Below are 16,029 nucleotides of genomic sequence, written 5' to 3' on the forward strand. Positions count from 1 at the left end.
GTGTCCTCGAGCGCGGATCTAATCTCGCCGCTATGACATCGCAGGGGGATTTCACACGACGCTTTCACCAGCTCAGGCACGACGTCGATGACGTCTACGAACAGGTCGGCGAACTGCAACGCCAGGTACACGAGGGATTCCGCAAGGTCGACGAGCGCTTCGGCAAGATCGATTCGCGGCTCGACGGGATGGATTCGCGGTTCGATGGGATCGATTCGCGGCTGGACGGGATGGATTCGCGGTTCGATGGGATCGATTCGCGGCTGGACGGGATGGATTCGCGGCTCGACGGGATCGATACACGGCTGGACGCGATGGACGCTCGGTTCGACGGGATGGACGCTCGGTTCGACGGGATGGACACGCGGTTCGACGGGATGAATACGCGGCTGAACCAGATCGAGCACGGCGTCGGGGAGGTGCTCCGGATGCTGCGGGGCGGGCGCGGGATCGCGCCCTCGGGTGACGGTCGCGGCTCACATATCGCGGCCGCGCAGCTGCCACCAGCCCGCGCCGGCGATTCCGATCGTCCACAGCAGTAGGACGACGAAGGCGGCCGGGGTCGGCGCGAGGATGTCGCTGTCGGGGAAGGAGCCGACCGCCACGGTGGCGACGGTCGCCGACCCCGGCAGCAGGGTGACCACGCCGCCGAGCCCGATCCCATTGGCCACCAACCAGACCAGCGGCTCGAAGACGAGCAGCCAGCCGAGGATCAGCGCGACCGCACCGGTCGATTGGCGCAGCAGCAGCCCGAGTCCGGCGCCGAGCAGCGACCAGCAGACCGCGGCGAGCAGGCCGGTGCCGAACACCGTCAGCAATCGGGTGCCGAATTCGAACTTGCCCCGGCCGAACGCCAGCAGGCAGGCGAACGCGCACACCTCGACCAGCACCGTGACCGCCAGCGTGTACGCGCCGGTGACCAGCAGCTTGGCCGCCGCGAGCCGATCGCGATCCGCGGTGAACAGCGAGGTCACCGGCATGGTCCGATAGCGGAACTCACCGCCCGCCCCCGCGGCGCCGAACACGGCGGCGGCCAGGATCGTCGCGGCCAGCGCCAGATACAGCCCGATGGTCGCGGTCCCGGTGGCCAGCGCGGACTTCGGGTCAGCCGGCCCGGCCAGCACCGAGGTCACCGTGGCGGCCACCAGCGCGATGGCGGGCAGCGTCACCCCGAGCGCCAGGCACCAGCGCAGCGTGTAGACCTTGCGGACCTCGGAGTTGACCGGCGGCACCAGGTCCGGTGGCAGAGTGATCATCGCGGAATCCCGTAGGGCGTCGGCTGCGGATGGGGTGCGTGCGCCGCGGGCGGCGGGAACATCGGCGCCGCGGTCTTGTTCGTTTTCGTCAGCGAGGCGAGGACTCGGTCGGGGTGGATCGGATCGGGCGTGACGCTGTCCAGCCGCACACCGGCGGCCTTGGCCGCGTCGGTGATCTCGGCCTCGCTCGCCTCGGCCACCGCGAGCCGCCCGTCCGGCCGGATGACCGCGTCCGTGTAGCCGCGCGCGGCGAGCATCGTGGCCAGCGCCACCGGGGTGGACGCGGCGACCACCAGCCGGTCGGGGTGATTGCGGCGCAGTTTCGCGGGAGTGCCCTGGTAGACCACCGCACCCTCGCTCACCACGATCAGCTGATCGGCCATCGCCACCACCGAGGCGAGGCTCGCGCTGGTCAGCAGCACCGTGCCGCCGCGGCGGGTGTGCCTGCGCAGGAAATCGTGCAGCCAGCCGCGTTCGGCGGGATCGAGTCCCTCGGTGGGCTCGTCGAGGATGAGCACCGGAGGATCGGTGAGCAACGCGGTGGCCAGCGCCAGCCTGGTCTGCTGACCGATCGAGAGCGCGCCCGTCTTGACGCGCGCGGCATCCTTCATGCCGACCGCCTCGAGCGTCGCGTCGGCCCGCGCGTCCGGAACTCCGGCCGCGGCCGCGTACACCAGCAGGTGGTCCCGGGCGGCGCGCTTCGGATGCAGTCCACGCGGCGCGAGCATCCCGCCCACCGGCGACGCGCTGATCTCCGCGCTCCCCGAGGACGGTTCCAGCAGACCGAGCAGGATCCGCAGAATGGTGGTCTTGCCCGAGCCCGCCGGACCGACCAGCGCCGCGGTGCTCCCCGCGGGAACGCTGAAGCCGACGTTCTCGACGGCCGAACCGAGTTCGTACCGCTTGCTCAGGCCGCGAACGACCAAAGCCGTTTTGGCTGGGGTCATTTCGGGTCGGCGGGGAAGCGTGGCGGGGTGGCGTCGAGCGCGGGCAGCGGATCGGCCTCGACGACGAGCTGCCGGTCGACCGGCCAGAAGGCCGGCGCGGGCCCGAAGGCCTTCTGCGCGTTGTGCACCGTGGTCTTGCCGAGGGCGCGGTTACCGACGCCGCCGATGACCGCGCCGATGCCCATCGGGATCACCTTGCCCGCCATCAGCGCCATCCGCTTGGTGAGGAACCGCACGATGAACCGCTTCATCAGCGAGTCGTTCATGCCGGACAGGCCCGGGACCCGGTTGGCGAGCAGGGTGCCCCAGTTCTTGGCCGACTGCCCGACCGAGCGCTCCACGATCTCCATGCCGGAATCGCCGAGCACCACCGCGAGGACCAGCGCCCTGCGCTGCTCCTTGGCCTCCGGCGCGATTCCGTGCACCGCGGCGACCGCCAGCGTGTACAGCGCCGAGGCCTCCAGGAAGAACGCCGTCTCCGCAGTGATGGTGGCCAGCGAGGCGACCGTGCCGACGCCGGGCATCGCCGCGGTCGCGCCCGCCGCGGTGCCGCTACCGGTCACCGCGAGCAGGTACTGGCGCTCGATCCGGTCGAGGATCTGCGCCGGGGTCTCGTCGGGATGGGCGCGCCTGACCCGATCGATGTACTTCTCGACCGCGGGCGCCTGCAGCTTCGACCCGTTCTCGAGCAAGGCGACCACGGTCTTCTCGAACGCGCCGTGCCTCATCGGCAACACCCCTTAAGTCTCAGCCTTCGCTGCCAGAACTCTATGGCACCGAACCATCGTCGGCCCAACACGACAACGAACCGGCTCGTGTTCCGGGTTCCCGTGGCGCGCCACCCGAAACGACGACCTCCGCCGGTCAGGCCGGGCCGCGCAGGGCGGGCACCCGCTCCGACAGCGGCGGCGGTGGCGGCGGGGTGCCCTCGCCGAACGGCCTGCCGCCGAGCTCGTCGCGGCCGTGCGGGGTCAGCCAGTCGCTCAGGTCGGGTCCCTTCGGGACGACCTTCGTCGGATTGATGTCGGTGTGCACCACGTAGTAGTGGGTCTTGATCTGGGCGAAGTCGACGGTGTCGCCGAAACCCGGGGTTTGGTACAGGTCGCGGGCGTAGGCCCACAGCACCGGCATCTCGCTCAGCTTCTGCCGGTTGCACTTGAAGTGGCCGTGGTAGACGGCGTCGAAGCGGACCAACGTGGTGAACAGCCGCACGTCGGCCTCGGTGATGGTGTCGCCGACCAGGAAGCGTTGTCCGGCAAGGCGATTTGAGAGCCAGTCCAGCCGCGCGAAGAGCCGGTCGTAGGCCGCCTCGTAGGCGTCCTGGGCGCCGGCGAAGCCGCAGCGGTAGACGCCGTTGTTCACGTCGCGGAAGACGACGTCGTTGACCTCGTCGATCTCGGCGCGCAGCGGCTCGGGGTACAGCTGGGGCGCGCCTTCCCGGTGGAACTTCGTCCATTCGGTGGAGAAGTCCAGCGTGATCCTGGCGTAGTCGTTGGTGACCACCTGACCGGTCGAGATCTCGACCACCGCGGGGACGGTGATGCCGCGCGGATAGTCGGGGAAGCGGGCCAGATAGGCGTCGCGCAGCCGGGGAATGCCGAGCACCGGGTCGACGCCGCCGGGATCGAGATCGAAGGTCCAGCTCAGCTTGTCGTGGGTGGGGCCGCAGAGGCCCAGCGAGAGCGCGTCCTCCAGGCCGAGCAGCCTGCGCACGATGAGCGTGCGATTGGCCCACGGGCACGCGCGCGCCGCGACCAGCCGATACCGGCCCGGCTCCACCGGATAACCGTCGCGTCCGTCGGCCGTGATGCGGGTGGTGATGTAGTTGGTGTCCCGCTTGAACTCACCCGGTTCGACGTACGAACCGCTTTCCGATGCCGCCTTGGTCACACGATCAGTCTGGCAGACGGAGGTTCTAGGCTGGCGCAATGAGCGAACGAAGTGAGCGAATCATGTGCCAGTGCGCCTCGCGCATGCCGGAGCCGAGCGTCAGCGAGGCGCGGGCATGAGCGAAACAAGGGCCACTCGGCTGGAACGGGAAATCACCGACGGCGGCGCGGAGGTGGCCGTCCTGACGCTGGCCCATCCGCCGCTGAACCTCTTCGATCGGGCGATGTTCGACGCGTTGGTGCAGGACATCGCCGAGCTGAGCGCGAATCCGCCGCGCGCGCTGTTGCTGCGCGCGGAGGGCAAGGTGGTCTCCGGCGGCGTCGACGTGCACGTGTTCGACGGCCTCACCATCGAACAGGGCGCCGAGCTGTGGCGTTCGCTGTTCGCGCAGATCATCCATCCGCTCGAGGCATTGCCGTGTCCTGTGCTGTTCGCCGCGCACGGCCTCACTTTGACCGCCGCCTTCGAGATCGCGCTGGCCTGCGACATCATCCTGGCCGCGCCGAAGGCGAAGTTCGGTCTGGTGGAGACGGTGGTCGGACTGACCCCGTCCATGGGCGGCCCGCAGCGGCTCGCCGAACGCGCCGGGTCGGGCCGCGCGCGGGAATTCGTGATGACCGGCGATCTCTACGACGCGGCGACCATGGCCGAGTGGGGCGTGGTCAACGGCGTGCACGAGGACGTCGACGGTGCGGCGCGGGAACTCGCGCACCGGCTGGCGCAGGGCCCGACCAAGGCGCACGCGGCGACCAAGCGGATCATCGGGGCCTGGCGCTCCGGCGGTGTGGCACACGCCGATTCGGTGACCCCGGAGGTGTCCGGCGAACTCTTCGCGACCGACGATCTGCGCGGCGCGGTGCGCAGTTTCCTCGAGGTCGGACCGGGCAAGGCGACGTACACGGGCCAGTGACGGCGGGGACACGGTAATTCGACTATTCCCGCGAAATTGTGATCCGCGTCATATAGTCGCAGGTGCCTGGCAGCTAAAGGCATCTCGCGGAGGACAAATGTCGCAGCTCTTGGTCGAATACCCCCTGACTCAGTCGCCCGCGTGTGGAAACCCGCTGGCCCGCGGCGCGGACGGAGTGTTGCGCTACGGCAACCTCACCCCGGCGCTCACCGAGCTGCTCGATCTACAGGTGCACGCCTTCGCGGCGCGCGAGGCGGTCGTCGAGCTCGGTGGGCCCCGGCTCACCTACCGGGAGCTGTGGCACTCGGCCTCGCGCATCGCGGGCGGACTGCAGGAACACGGCGTCGGCTACGGCGACCGGGTCGCCATCCACATGCCCGCGGGCGCGCGCTGGGTGCAGGCGTTCCTCGGGGCGCTGCTCAGCGGCGCGGTACCGGTGCTGGTGCACGACGGCCTTCCCGCGAAGGTGGCCGAGCAGGTGATCGCCGACAGCAAGGCGGATTTCGTGCTCGGTGGCGGTTCGCGCGGCGGTGAGGTGGAACTGCCCGACGGCGCCGCGTTCATCGACGACGGCGCGGCGCTCCACGATCTCGCCCTGCTCTGCTACACCAGCGGCACCCGCAAGGGCGTCGAACTGACCAACGAGAACCTGCTCTCGGCGGTCCGCTCGGTGGTCGCCGCGCTGGACCTGCCCACCGACGGTGTGCGCAACCTGGTCCTGCCTCCGCTGGCGCACGCCAGCGGATGCGTCGACCAGCTGCTGCCCACCTTCGCGGTCGGCGGCACCGTGGTGCTCGCCAAGGACGGCCGCGGTCTCGCGGAAGCCATCGTGGCCGAACGGATCGACATGGTCTCGGGCACGCCGCGCATCTTCGCGGGGCTACTTCCCGAGCTGGCCGCGCTGCGTGCCGACGGCGTGCCCACCGAGGGCATCAGCCGAGTCAGCAGCGCCGGGCATCGCGCCGAACGGACCGCGAGCGGTCTGGCGGCCGCACTGCGCGACGCGTTTCCCTCGGCCCGGCACTGGTCGGTCTGGGGCGCCACCGAGACCAGCGGCATCGGTCTCGCCGTGGACGACACCGAGACGCCCGCCGACGCGGGCCGCGTCCTCGGATTCCCGTTCGGCGGTACCGAATTGGCGCTGTGGGGTCCGCGGGCCGGGGCCGGGCACGGCGAATTGCTCTGTCGCGGACCGAATGTCACCCCGCGGTACTGGAACGACCCGGAGACCACCGCGCACCGATTCACCGGCAGCTGGTTCCACACCGGCGACCAGGTGTCGATCGACGCGCACGGTCTGGTCCGGCGCGACATCGCCTGAGCGGTGACCTATTCCAGCAGCCGGTCGCGCAACCGCGCGCGCAACTCGGGCGTCAGCCCGACGACGTCGAGGTAGCGATCGAAATCCCCGTGCAGTTGCCGTACCGATTCCAGCGACATGCCCAGGTACTCCTCGCGCACGCCGAGCAGGTCTTCGGAGAAGCTCGCGCCCGGCGGCAGGGTGGGCTCGATCAACGCGCGCAGCGGTGCGACGGCCTCGTTGCTGAGCAGGTAGTCGGCGAGCACGTCCTCCTCGACGACGTCCACCGCGCGCAGCAGCGTCGCGACCGCCCAGCCGGTGCGGTCCTTGCCCGCCGCGCAGTGCACCAGCACCGCGCCGTCGCCGCGCACGATGGACTCCGCGATCGAGACGATCGCCGAGTTCGCCTCCGGCAGCGCGGGGAACTCGCGATAGACCTCGAGCATGTGGTCGTACGCGGAGCCGGTGCGCGTCTCGTGCGGCGGCGCCTCGCCCATCCGCGAGTCGAAGGGCGTCACGCTGCGCCGTACGCCGTCGGGCAGGTTGTCGTGGCCCATGTGGTCGATCTCCCGCACCCCGCGCAGGTCGAAGACCTCGCTGACGCCGATTTCGCGCAGCGTGCGGTGGCCGTCCGCGTCGAGACCGCTGAGCTGCGCGGAACGCAGCAGCACACCGCGGCGCACCTTGGCGCCGCCGACCGTGCGCAGGCCGCCGGTGTCGCGGAAGTTGAACGTGCCGGAGAGGAAGAACTGATCGGCGGGAGGCGGGAGAGTCACCGATCCAGGCTATCCGCCACCGGAGTCGTTCCCGGATCGAACGCCGGACACCGGGGCGAACCGGTTACACGGGGCTATTGTGCGCTTCGCCACAGTGGTGACAGGTGCGTCGCAGCGGACCGTAAGGTGGAGCATTGTGTGTCTTCCGGCCGCGAGGGTCCGGGAGTCGCCCAGGAACGCCGATCGGTGGGGACACTGCAGCGTTGCAGAGTCATTCCGTTTGGGTAACAAAACATTCTTCCAGTCTGGAATACCCGCTGAACCCGTTCTCAAACCCCGAAAACCCTCTACCATTGATGAACGTTGGACCGGGCAGCCTGGGGATTTTCTGGCAGCTCGCCCACGTTCAGCGAGTCGCGCCAATGGAGGTGCGCGAGTTCTTTCGCCGAGGGAGTCGTCGTTGAGCGCACGTGGAGAAATAGTGGAGAGTCGGTTGCGGCCGACGATCTGCGAGGCCGTGGAGAAGGCGGCCGCCTCGCTCGATATCACTGGAGTGCGGGCACTGCGGGTGCTGTTGCATGCCGGTGTCACCGCGTACTGGCCGCTGGTCAAGGCCGCGCCGACCAAACAGATCCGCGCCTACGAGGCGGCCGTGCAGACGCTGCGCGAGCGCTGGGAAGTGCGGTCCGAACCCATGCCCGATCCGGCGGTCGCCGCGGCCATGTTCCGTGAGATGGACGCCGAGGTCGGCAACTTCCTGCAGCTCTGCGCCGATCGCTCCGGCACCCAGTGGCTGGAGCCGGTGGACGACATCGCCACCTACGTCGTGTCCGTCCTGCAGGGGGCCGTGCTGCGCTGGCTGGCCGACTGCAACGACGAGACCACTTTGGTGGTGTCGGACGACCTGGTCAGCGGCCTGGCCACCCGGGCGGCTGAAGTCTGATCCCGGCCAATACTGGACGCGTGACCAGTTTGGTGGTTACGTTGTTCGGGTGAGCGAGACATCGCCGATCGCCGGACTGCACGCCGCCACCGCCGACCTCGACCCGCCGCTGGCCGCGCTCGATCTGACCGCGCTGCGCGCCAACGCCGCCGACTTGGTCCGCCGCGCGAACGGCGTCCCGATCCGGGTCGCCAGCAAGTCCGTGCGCTGCCGCGCCGTCCTGGAAGCCGTGCTCGGTGGCGAGCTGACCGCGGCCGACGGCTTCGCGGGCATCATGTCCTACTCCCTGCGCGAGGCGCTCTGGCTTGTCGGTCTCGGCGCCCGCGACATCCTGCTCGGCTACCCGACCGTGGACCGCACGGCCCTGGCCGAATTGGCCGCCGACGCCACCTCGCTCGGTGCGATCACCCTCATGATCGACGACGTCGAACAGCTCGAGCTGATCCGCCTGGCCGTCGGTAACCGGGTGCGGCCCCGCGTCTGCCTGGACGTGGACGCCTCGCTGCGGATCGGACCGCTGCACCTCGGCGTGCGCCGCTCGCCGGTCCGCACCCCCGAACAGGCCGCCGCGCTGGCCCGCGCCGCGCTCGACCGCGGCTTCGACGTGGTCGGCGTGATGACCTACGAGGCGCAGATCGCCGGGCTGCCCGACAGCAATGCCGCGGTGCGGCTGGTCAAGCGGGCCTCGGCCGCCGAGATCGCCAAGCGCCGGACGCGGGTGCTGGACGCGGTGCGCTCGGTGGCCGGCAAGCTGGAGATCGTCAACAGCGGCGGCACCGGCTCCATCGAGGTCAGCATCGCCGATCCGGATGTCACCGAGGTGACCGCGGGATCGGGGCTCTACGTGCCGACGCTGTTCGATCACTACCGCGCCTTCACCCCGCGGCCCGCCCTGTTCTTCGCCACCCCCGTGCTGCGCAAGCCGACGCCGTCCATCGCGACGGTGTTCGCCGGCGGCTACATCGCCTCCGGTCCGACCGGCGCGTCCCGAGTGCCGAAGCCGGTGTGGCCCAGCGGCTTACGGCTGATCGGCACCGAGGGCGTCGGTGAGGTGCAGACCCCGCTGACGGCCGCCGCCGAACTGCGCATCGGCGACCGGGTGTGGTTCCGCCACGCCAAGGCCGGTGAACTGTGCGAGCGGTTCGACCGGGTGCACCTCGTCGAGGCGGACGGCAGCCGCAGCACCGTGCCCACCTACCGCGGCGAGGGCAAGAACTTCGGCTGAGCCGAGTGCGTTTCAGCCCAATTGCAGGAAGCGGGCCAGGTCCGGCAGGTCGTCGGGCGCGGCGGGCAGATACTCGGTGAGCAGCGGTGACCGGATGATCACCGCGCGCCACATGGCCCGCGACACCGCGGCGCGAACCAGGTTGGGCGACAACAGGAACGGCATGCCGTGCGGCGCGTCGGCCGGGCTCGACGTGGTCATCGACAGCAGCACCACCGCGGCCTCCCTGCCGCGGAAGCGGTCCACGGTGCCGACGAGCACGTCCTCGATCTTGGCGCGCGCCAGCATGGTTCGGATCCGGCCGACCTGAGCGCCGTACGGCGCGACGACGAAGATGTCGTGCGGGTGCAGCCGCCGCGTGGTCGCGCCCATCGTCCACGGCAGGCCGAGCAGGGCGCGCACCTGGCGCACCACCTCGCGTGCCTCGGCCGCCGATTCGGTGGCATCGCCGTAGTGATCGACGAGGACGGTGCCGATCCCCGGCTCGACGCCGTCGAGTCGCCTGGCCAGCGTGACGGTTTCGTTGGAGCGCAGCCTGCCGTCGTAGAACAGGCGGGAGATCGGCTCGCACACCCGAGGATGCATCCGCCAGGTGCGGTCCAGGAGGTACCCGCGCTCGGGCGGCACGGTGCCGCGGTCGGCGAGCAACCAGCCGAGGACCGATTCGCCCACCGGCCCCGGATGCGCGCTGCGCGCCGCGGTGGGCTGTGGGTCGCCGAGCAGCAGGAGATTGCGCGCGCTGCCCGCCACCGTCGCGGTCTCCGCCAGCGGGAACCGGCCCGCGTCCGCGATCACCAGCAAGTCGAGACTGTCCGGGGGAATCATCGCGTCGTCGGCGAAGTCGGCGGCCAGCCCGCCGATGACGCACCCGTTCACGGCGTTGTCCAGGAACCGCGGATAGCGAGCGCCGTCGATCACCGCCCACTCCGGCGCCACCGCCTCGGCGTCCTTCTTCGCGACCAGCTCCGGAAGCACTCCGACCGCGACGATCGCGTCCAGCAGGCTCTCCACCGTCGAATGCGCTTGCGCCACAACGCCGATCCGCCACTTGTCCCGGACGACGAGCCGTTCCAGCACCCGCGCGACGGTGGAGTTCTTCCCGGTCCCCGACGGGCTCTGCACCACCAGGTAGGACTCGTCCAACGCGCGGGTGGCCGCGGTGATGGCGGCGGCATGGTCGCCGTGCACCTCCGGCAGCGGCGCGCCGCCGCGCAGTCGCGGCGCGCGCCGGGCCAGGATGTCGTACAGCGGGCAATCCGGGATCTCCGGCAGTGTCATCAGCAGACTCTGCGCGGCCGATTCCATGGCGGCCTCGGCGTTCTCGTCCCAGGCGGGCAGGCCCGGCGCGATGGCGATGGGTAGGTCGTCGTAGGGTTCGCAGCCGTCCGGTAGGAGTTCCTCCAGCCGGACCGTGTCGTCGAAATCGGCGTCCACCGCGCAGCCGAGGACCGTGGCCGTCGCGGTGCCGCGCTCACCTGCCGCGGTGCGCATGCCCGCGGCCACCGGGAGGTCGTAGTAGGTGTAGACGGTCGCGCCCGGGGCGAGCGCGGCCGCGCCGCCACCGTCGCGACCGGTGCCGATCCGGCCGGTCAGCGTCAGATACCTGCGCATGGACGGGCGATTGGGACTGTGATGCCACTTGGTGTCCACCGTGCCCCAGTCGGCGATCAGCACGCCGGAGGCGTCGGGCCATTCGTGCACGGGGTGGCTGAGCCGGTCGGCGTGCGAGTACCACAGCGGCTGACGTTCGCGCCGGTGGTAGCCGAGAGCAGCGGCCATCAGCGCCGCGGGATGGTCCGGGTTCCCTTGGGCCGCCGCGTATTCCGCGAGCGCCGCCTCCACCGAGGACGGGCCGGACATGGGCGCGAGCTGCGGTGGTTCGGGGGCCGGATACCGGTCGGCGCGCACTAGGGGATCGGTGTGCTGGTCGGCCAGCTCCAGCAGCCAGTCGCGCAGGCGAAGCACCGTGACGCAGGCGGGTTCCGGCGCCTCCGCGGTCTCGGGCAGCAGGCGCCGCAGCCGATTCAGACCGTACGAGTCCTCGCCGACGAGCAGCGCGTTGCGCACGATCGGATACAGGTCGACGAGCACACCGTCGCGCAGCAACTCGTCGGCGACCTCCTCGCCGACGCCCGACTCCCCGGTCCAGCGCAGCAGCGCCGAGCGCACGTCGGCGGTGTAGTGGTAGACGCGCATGTCCGGGAAGGACCGTCGCCGGTGCGCGAGCAGGTCGAGTACCCGGCTCAGCGCGTCCCGCCATCCCGCGTTCTCGTCGGCGGCCGCCGCGGCGAACGGCGCGCGCAAGGACAGGTGCACAGTGCCCGGCGCGCCGATCTCGATCGCCGCGAGGCGTCCCCGTTCGTCGGTGTCCACGGTCAGCGAGAGATCGCCCGGTGTCGCGGGCGGCAGCCCGGCGAGCGCGAGCGCGTCGACGAGCGTGTGCGCGGGACGGCCCGAATCCTCGCTGCGCCGTTGGATTTCCGCCTGCCTGCGCAGCGTGGTCACGGTGCGCGGCGGCAGTCCATGCACCGCGCCGTCCAGCCCGCCCAGCCGGTCGATGGTGCTCACCCCGGCCTCGCGCAGCCTGGCGCGCGCGGCGGGAGACATGCCCGCGACCAGGAGCAGATCGCGCGCGGCGGTCAGCTCGGCCGTGCAGGTGGGGCAGTGGCCGCAGGCCAGATACCGCGGATCGCCCCACTGGACGGGGAGCAGTTCGCCGAGCTTGTCCTCCACGATCCGTTCGACGCGCCGCCGCCTGGCCAGGTAGACCGGAACCAGATCGGTGAGCGGATGGTCGGTGCTCTCCGCGCCGAGATGCAACCGGGCCATGGGTGCGGTGAGACCGCCGCCCGCGTCCAAAGCCACAGCGCAGGCGGCCGATTCGAGCGCCGTGCCCACCCGGTCCCACGGTGTGGCCGCGGCGCCGTGCACGGTGTAGCGCACCCGATGACTCGCACGGACCAGGTACTCGCACGCGCACGCGAACCCGCCGTCGAAGAAGGTGGCGTTGTGCACCACCGCCACGCCCTCGCGCAGCGCGGCCTGTGTCTGCTCGTGCGCGTCCCGCAGCGCCGCCACCCGTCCCTCCGGATCGTCCGGATTCTGTGGCGGCTGGCGGATCTCGACCATGCCGCTGCCGTAGCGGTCGCGAAAATCGGCGAGCCTGCGTTCGCGGGAATCGTCGACGCGGTGCGGCTCGGCCGCGAAAGTTCGCGCGGCGGAGGCTTCGATGTCGTCCGGAAGCGCGCCCAGTTCGGTGTCGAGGGCACGCAGCAACGCGAATTCACAGCGCGCCGCGCGCACGAGATCAGCGGCGGCGCATACGACACGATCACCGAACACGAACAAACGCGCCCCTCCTGTGTCTTCGCCGGGACACCCGCACCAGGCGCGCTGGCGTGCGCGCCGGTCGGCAACACCTTAGCTAGCCCTAGCTAGCCTGCGTGACCTCGGGTTACCCCGCCCGGCTCAGGAGCGTGGCTTGCGTCGCTCCGGGCGCTTGCCCGCGTCGCGGTCGCGGCGCGGACCCCGGCTGAACGAGCGGTGCGAGGGCGGGCCCTGGTCCAGTTGCAGCTGGATGAGCTGGCCGCTGATCCTGGTGCGCCGCAAGGCTTCCAGCGTCTCGGCGGGCAGCTGCGCGGGCAGCTCGACCAGACTGTGGTCCGGCCGAATGCTGATATGCCCGAAGTCGCTGCGCCGCAAACCACCCTCGTTGGCGATGGCGCCGACGATCGCGCCGGGCACCACGCGGTGCCGCTTGCCGACGCTGATCCGGTAGGTGGCCAGCTCCGTGCCGGTGCCGCGGTGGTGCGACGCCGCGGGGCGGTCCTCGTCGAACCGGCGGGCGGGCCGTTCCCTCGGCACCCGCTCGCGCCGCTCGGGCTCGGGCTCCGGCTCCATGAAGAAGTTGTCGCCGTCGTAGGAGCCGACCGCCAGCGCGGCGGCGATGTCGACGAGCGGGATGTTGTGCTCGCGCTCGTAGTCCTCGATCAGCTTGCGGAACAGCGGCAGATTCGCCGAGGACAGGTTCTCGGTGATGGCGTCGCCGAACTTCGCGACGCGCTGCGCGTTCACGTCCTCGACGCTGGGCAGCTGCATCTCCTCGAGCGGGTGGCGCGTGGCGCGCTCGATCGCCTTGAGCAGATGGCGTTCCCGCGGCGCGACGAACAGCAGCGCCTGTCCGCTGCGCCCGGCGCGGCCGGTGCGGCCGATGCGGTGCACGTAGGACTCGGTGTCGTGCGGGATGTCGTAGTTGACCACGTGCGAGATGCGGTCCACGTCCAAGCCGCGCGCGGCGACGTCGGTGGCCACCAGGATGTCCAGCGCGCCGGACTTGAGCTGGCCGATGGTGCGCTCGCGCTGGTTCTGCGCGATGTCGCCGTTGATCGCCGCGGCGGAGAAACCGCGGGCGCGCAGCTTCTCGGCGAGCTCTTCGGTGCCCTGCTTGGTGCGCACGAAGATGATCATCGCCTCGAAGGACTCGACCTCGAGGACCCTGGTCAGCGCGTCCAGCTTGCGCTGGTGCGAGACCTGCACCCAGCGCTGGGTGATGTTGGTGTTGGTCTGAGTCTTGGCCTTGACCGTGATCTCGACCGGGTCGTGCAGGTACTGCTTGGAGATCTTGCGGATCGCCGAGGGCATGGTCGCCGAGAACAGCGCGACCTGCTTGTCGGTCGGCGTATCGGCGAGGATCCGCTCGACGTCCTCCTGGAAGCCCATCTTGAGCATCTCGTCGGCTTCGTCGAGCACCAGGTACTGCAGCTGGGAGAGGTCGAGCGTGCCTTTCTCCAGGTGGTCGATGACCCGGCCCGGCGTGCCGACGACGACGTGCGCGCCGCGGCGCAGACCCGACAGCTGCACGCCGTAGCTCTGACCGCCGTAGATCGGCAGCACGTGCAGACCGGGCATGTGCGCGGAGTAGCGGCCGAACGCCTCGGCGACCTGGATGGCCAGCTCCCGGGTCGGCGCGAGGATCAGCGCACGCGGATGCTTGCCCTCGGGCTTCAGTCCCATCAGGATCGGGATCGCGAATGCGGCGGTTTTGCCGGTGCCGGTCTGGGCGAGGCCGACCACGTCGGCGCCCTCCAGCAGCGGCGGAATGGTCGCCGACTGAATCGGCGATGGCGATTCGTAACCGACGTCGGCGATGGCCCGCAGGATGCGGTCATCGATACCCAGATCGGCGAACGACGGGCCGGCAGCCGGGGAAGCCGTTTCGCTCCCAGCCGGGTCCCTGTCATTGTCGCCAGGAACGCTGTCGACCTCATTGTTGTTCATTGACCAGGAGTTTACTGCCTGGCGGTGGTCGTCCCGGCCACCGGGCCAATACGGTGAGACCTATGCAACTGAACAACGTGCCCGAACATCAGGATCAGCCCGTCTCTCCGGTGGCGGTCGCCGTCGTCCAGTTCGCCCCGGGGAAGGATCCGGCGGGCAATCTCGCCGCGCTGCGCGAGCACGTCGGGACCGCCGCGAGCCGCGGCGCGCGGCTGGTGGTCGCGCCCGAATACTCGATGTTTGCCGTGACCCGGCTCGACGAACGCGTCGTGGCCGTGGCCGAGCCGCTGACCGGCCCGTTCGCCACCGGACTCGGTGCGATCGCCAGGGAGTTCGCGGTGCATCTCGTGGCGGGCATGGTCGAGCAGGTGGCTCCCGGCGCGGACCGCATCCGCAATACCTTGCTGGTGTTCGGGCCGGACGGCGAACTCGTGACGCGGTATCGGAAGGTGCACCTCTACGACGCCTTCGGCTACCTGGAATCCAACGTGGTCGAGCCCGGCGCGATCGAGGCGCCGCCGATCTTCGCGGTCGACGGCGTGCGCTTCGGCGTGCAGACCTGTTTCGATCTGCGCTTCCCCGAGGGCTTCCGCCGCATCGCTGCCGCGGGCGCGCAGGCGCTGGTGTTGCCCGCGCAGTGGATCCCCGGCCCGGCCAAAGTGGACCAGTGGACGACCCTGCTGCGGGCCAGGGCCATCGAGAACACGGTGTACGTGCTCGCCGCCGACCAGTGCGCGCCGCGCGGCGCGGGCGCGTCGATGATCGTGGACCCCACCGGCAGTGTGCTGGCCGAACTCGGCGACGAACCCGGCGTGCTCACCGCGGACATCGACCTCGCGCACCTGGCGACGGTGCGCACCGCCAACCCGAGCCTGGCCTTGCGCCGATTCGCGATCACCGAGCGCGCACCGGAGTAGCGTTCGAATCGATGATCTACGCCGATCGGACCGCCGCCGGTCGCGCGCTGGGTGCCCAGCTGGAACACCTGCGCGCGTCGAAGCCGCTGGTGCTCGGTCTGCCCCGCGGCGGTGTCCCGGTCGCCGCGGCGGTGCGCGAGATCATCGGGGGCGATCTGGACATTCTGCTGGTGCGCAAGCTCGGTGTGCCGTGGCAGCCGGAGCTGGCCATGGGCGCCATCGGCGAGGAGGGCGTCCGGGTGCTCAATTCGGACGTGCTCTCGCACACCGGCGTCACCCAGCGCAGGCTGGCGGCGATCGAGGAGGAAGAGCGCGCCGAACTCGAGCGGCGCAGGGAGGTGCTGCGCGGCGACGCGAAACCGGTGCCGATCGCCGGGCGCACCGTGGTGATCGTCGACGACGGGATGGCGACCGGCGCGACCGTGGTGGTCGCCTGCAGGGTCGCGCGCCTGCACCAGCCGACGCGGGTCGTCGTCGGCGTTCCGGTGTCTTCCATCGAGGCGATCCGCCGGGTGGAGGCCGAGGCCGACGAGGTGGTGTGTCCGCTGGTGCCGCGCAGCCTCGGCGGCGTCGGCGTCGCCTATCGGGACTTCCACCAGCTCGCCGACCACGAGGTCACCGATCTGCTGAACTGAGCGCCGCCGCCGG

The 16,029-nt window shown here is 70.6% G+C and carries 14 protein-coding genes; 7 read left to right on the forward strand and 7 right to left on the reverse strand.

Going from position 1 to position 16,029, the window contains the following annotated elements:
* The first annotated feature begins 32 nt into the window (after positions 1-32).
* On the forward strand, positions 33-542 hold the full coding sequence (locus AB0H49_RS13080; protein WP_357250717.1) for a hypothetical protein: 510 nt from the start codon (positions 33-35) through the stop codon (positions 540-542).
* On the opposite strand, the gene AB0H49_RS13085 is transcribed toward AB0H49_RS13080, so the two are convergent.
* The 4 genes from AB0H49_RS13085 to AB0H49_RS13100 all read right to left on the reverse strand — a co-directional run bounded on the left by AB0H49_RS13085 (position 477) and on the right by AB0H49_RS13100 (position 4,093).
* Positions 477-1,256, reverse strand: a complete 780-nt coding sequence (locus AB0H49_RS13085) for an ABC transporter permease (protein WP_357250720.1) — start codon at positions 1,254-1,256, stop codon at positions 477-479. The genes AB0H49_RS13080 and AB0H49_RS13085 overlap by 66 nt on opposite strands.
* Positions 1,253-2,203 carry an ATP-binding cassette domain-containing protein gene (locus tag AB0H49_RS13090; RefSeq protein ID WP_357250723.1) on the reverse strand — a complete coding sequence of 317 codons (951 nt, stop codon included), beginning with the start codon at positions 2,201-2,203 and terminating at the stop codon, positions 1,253-1,255. Before AB0H49_RS13090 ends, AB0H49_RS13085 begins: the two co-directional genes overlap by 4 nt.
* Positions 2,200-2,931, reverse strand: coding sequence for a hypothetical protein (locus AB0H49_RS13095; protein WP_355001820.1), 732 nt, complete (start codon positions 2,929-2,931; stop codon positions 2,200-2,202). Before AB0H49_RS13095 ends, AB0H49_RS13090 begins: the two co-directional genes overlap by 4 nt.
* A gap of 136 nt (positions 2,932-3,067) precedes the next feature.
* Positions 3,068-4,093: a glutathione S-transferase C-terminal domain-containing protein gene (locus tag AB0H49_RS13100; protein WP_357250726.1), complete on the reverse strand. Its 1,026-nt coding sequence runs from the start codon at positions 4,091-4,093 to the stop codon at positions 3,068-3,070.
* 115 nt (positions 4,094-4,208) lie between these two features.
* Between AB0H49_RS13100 and AB0H49_RS13105 the strand changes: the two genes are divergently transcribed.
* Together AB0H49_RS13105 and AB0H49_RS13110 are read left to right on the forward strand one after the other, a co-directional pair.
* The gene (locus AB0H49_RS13105; RefSeq protein ID WP_357250729.1) at positions 4,209-5,003 is read left to right on the forward strand and encodes an enoyl-CoA hydratase/isomerase family protein; all 795 of its coding nucleotides are present in this window, start codon (positions 4,209-4,211) and stop codon (positions 5,001-5,003) included.
* A 97-nt stretch (positions 5,004-5,100) separates the two neighbouring features.
* A complete protein-coding gene (locus AB0H49_RS13110; RefSeq protein WP_357250732.1) occupies positions 5,101-6,324 on the forward strand; it encodes a long-chain fatty acid--CoA ligase in 1,224 nt (407 codons plus the stop codon).
* 8 nt (positions 6,325-6,332) lie between these two features.
* On the opposite strand, the gene AB0H49_RS13115 is transcribed toward AB0H49_RS13110, so the two are convergent.
* A complete protein-coding gene (locus AB0H49_RS13115; RefSeq protein ID WP_355001816.1) occupies positions 6,333-7,079 on the reverse strand; it encodes a tyrosine-protein phosphatase in 747 nt (248 codons plus the stop codon).
* Between the two features lie 400 nt (positions 7,080-7,479).
* Here AB0H49_RS13115 and AB0H49_RS13120 point away from each other — a divergent pair, with 400 nt between their 5' ends.
* Both AB0H49_RS13120 and AB0H49_RS13125 read left to right on the forward strand, forming a co-directional pair.
* Positions 7,480-7,962, forward strand: coding sequence for a TetR family transcriptional regulator (locus AB0H49_RS13120; protein WP_355001815.1), 483 nt, complete (start codon positions 7,480-7,482; stop codon positions 7,960-7,962).
* A gap of 49 nt (positions 7,963-8,011) precedes the next feature.
* A complete protein-coding gene (locus AB0H49_RS13125) occupies positions 8,012-9,187 on the forward strand; it encodes an amino acid deaminase/aldolase (RefSeq protein WP_357250735.1) in 1,176 nt (391 codons plus the stop codon).
* A 12-nt stretch (positions 9,188-9,199) separates the two neighbouring features.
* Here the strand turns inward: AB0H49_RS13125 and AB0H49_RS13130 are convergent, their stop codons facing one another.
* Positions 9,200-12,529 (reverse strand): AAA domain-containing protein, encoded by a 3,330-nt coding sequence (locus AB0H49_RS13130; RefSeq protein ID WP_357250738.1) that lies wholly within the window; start codon positions 12,527-12,529, stop codon positions 9,200-9,202.
* Between the two features lie 126 nt (positions 12,530-12,655).
* Positions 12,656-14,464 (reverse strand): DEAD/DEAH box helicase, encoded by a 1,809-nt coding sequence (locus AB0H49_RS13135; protein ID WP_355001812.1) that lies wholly within the window; start codon positions 14,462-14,464, stop codon positions 12,656-12,658.
* A 62-nt stretch (positions 14,465-14,526) separates the two neighbouring features.
* On the opposite strand from AB0H49_RS13135, the gene AB0H49_RS13140 reads away from it, so the two are divergent.
* Positions 14,527-15,381, forward strand: coding sequence for a carbon-nitrogen hydrolase family protein (locus AB0H49_RS13140; RefSeq protein WP_357250742.1), 855 nt, complete (start codon positions 14,527-14,529; stop codon positions 15,379-15,381).
* 11 nt (positions 15,382-15,392) lie between these two features.
* Complete coding sequence (locus AB0H49_RS13145) at positions 15,393-16,016, forward strand: phosphoribosyltransferase family protein (protein WP_355001810.1); 624 nt, start codon at positions 15,393-15,395, stop codon at positions 16,014-16,016.
* Positions 16,017-16,029 lie beyond the last annotated feature (13 nt).

The organism is Nocardia sp. NPDC050713 (assembly GCF_040654315.1).
GTDB lineage: Bacteria > Actinomycetota > Actinomycetes > Mycobacteriales > Mycobacteriaceae > Nocardia.

What these genes read in the sequence shown, in the direction of transcription:
- AB0H49_RS13110 (WP_357250732.1), top strand. Translation starts at nt 5,101, where the DNA reads ATGTCGCAGCTCTTGGTCGAATACCCCCTGACTCAGTCGCCCGCGTGT.
- AB0H49_RS13090 (WP_357250723.1), bottom strand. Translation starts at nt 2,203, where the DNA reads ATGACCCCAGCCAAAACGGCTTTGGTCGTTCGCGGCCTGAGCAAGCGG.
- AB0H49_RS13135 (WP_355001812.1), bottom strand. Translation starts at nt 14,464, where the DNA reads ATGAACAACAATGAGGTCGACAGCGTTCCTGGCGACAATGACAGGGAC.
- AB0H49_RS13145 (WP_355001810.1), top strand. Translation starts at nt 15,393, where the DNA reads ATGATCTACGCCGATCGGACCGCCGCCGGTCGCGCGCTGGGTGCCCAG.
- AB0H49_RS13085 (WP_357250720.1), bottom strand. Translation starts at nt 1,256, where the DNA reads ATGATCACTCTGCCACCGGACCTGGTGCCGCCGGTCAACTCCGAGGTC.
- AB0H49_RS13095 (WP_355001820.1), bottom strand. Translation starts at nt 2,931, where the DNA reads ATGAGGCACGGCGCGTTCGAGAAGACCGTGGTCGCCTTGCTCGAGAAC.
- AB0H49_RS13080 (WP_357250717.1), top strand. Translation starts at nt 33, where the DNA reads ATGACATCGCAGGGGGATTTCACACGACGCTTTCACCAGCTCAGGCAC.
- AB0H49_RS13140 (WP_357250742.1), top strand. Translation starts at nt 14,527, where the DNA reads ATGCAACTGAACAACGTGCCCGAACATCAGGATCAGCCCGTCTCTCCG.
- AB0H49_RS13105 (WP_357250729.1), top strand. Translation starts at nt 4,209, where the DNA reads ATGAGCGAAACAAGGGCCACTCGGCTGGAACGGGAAATCACCGACGGC.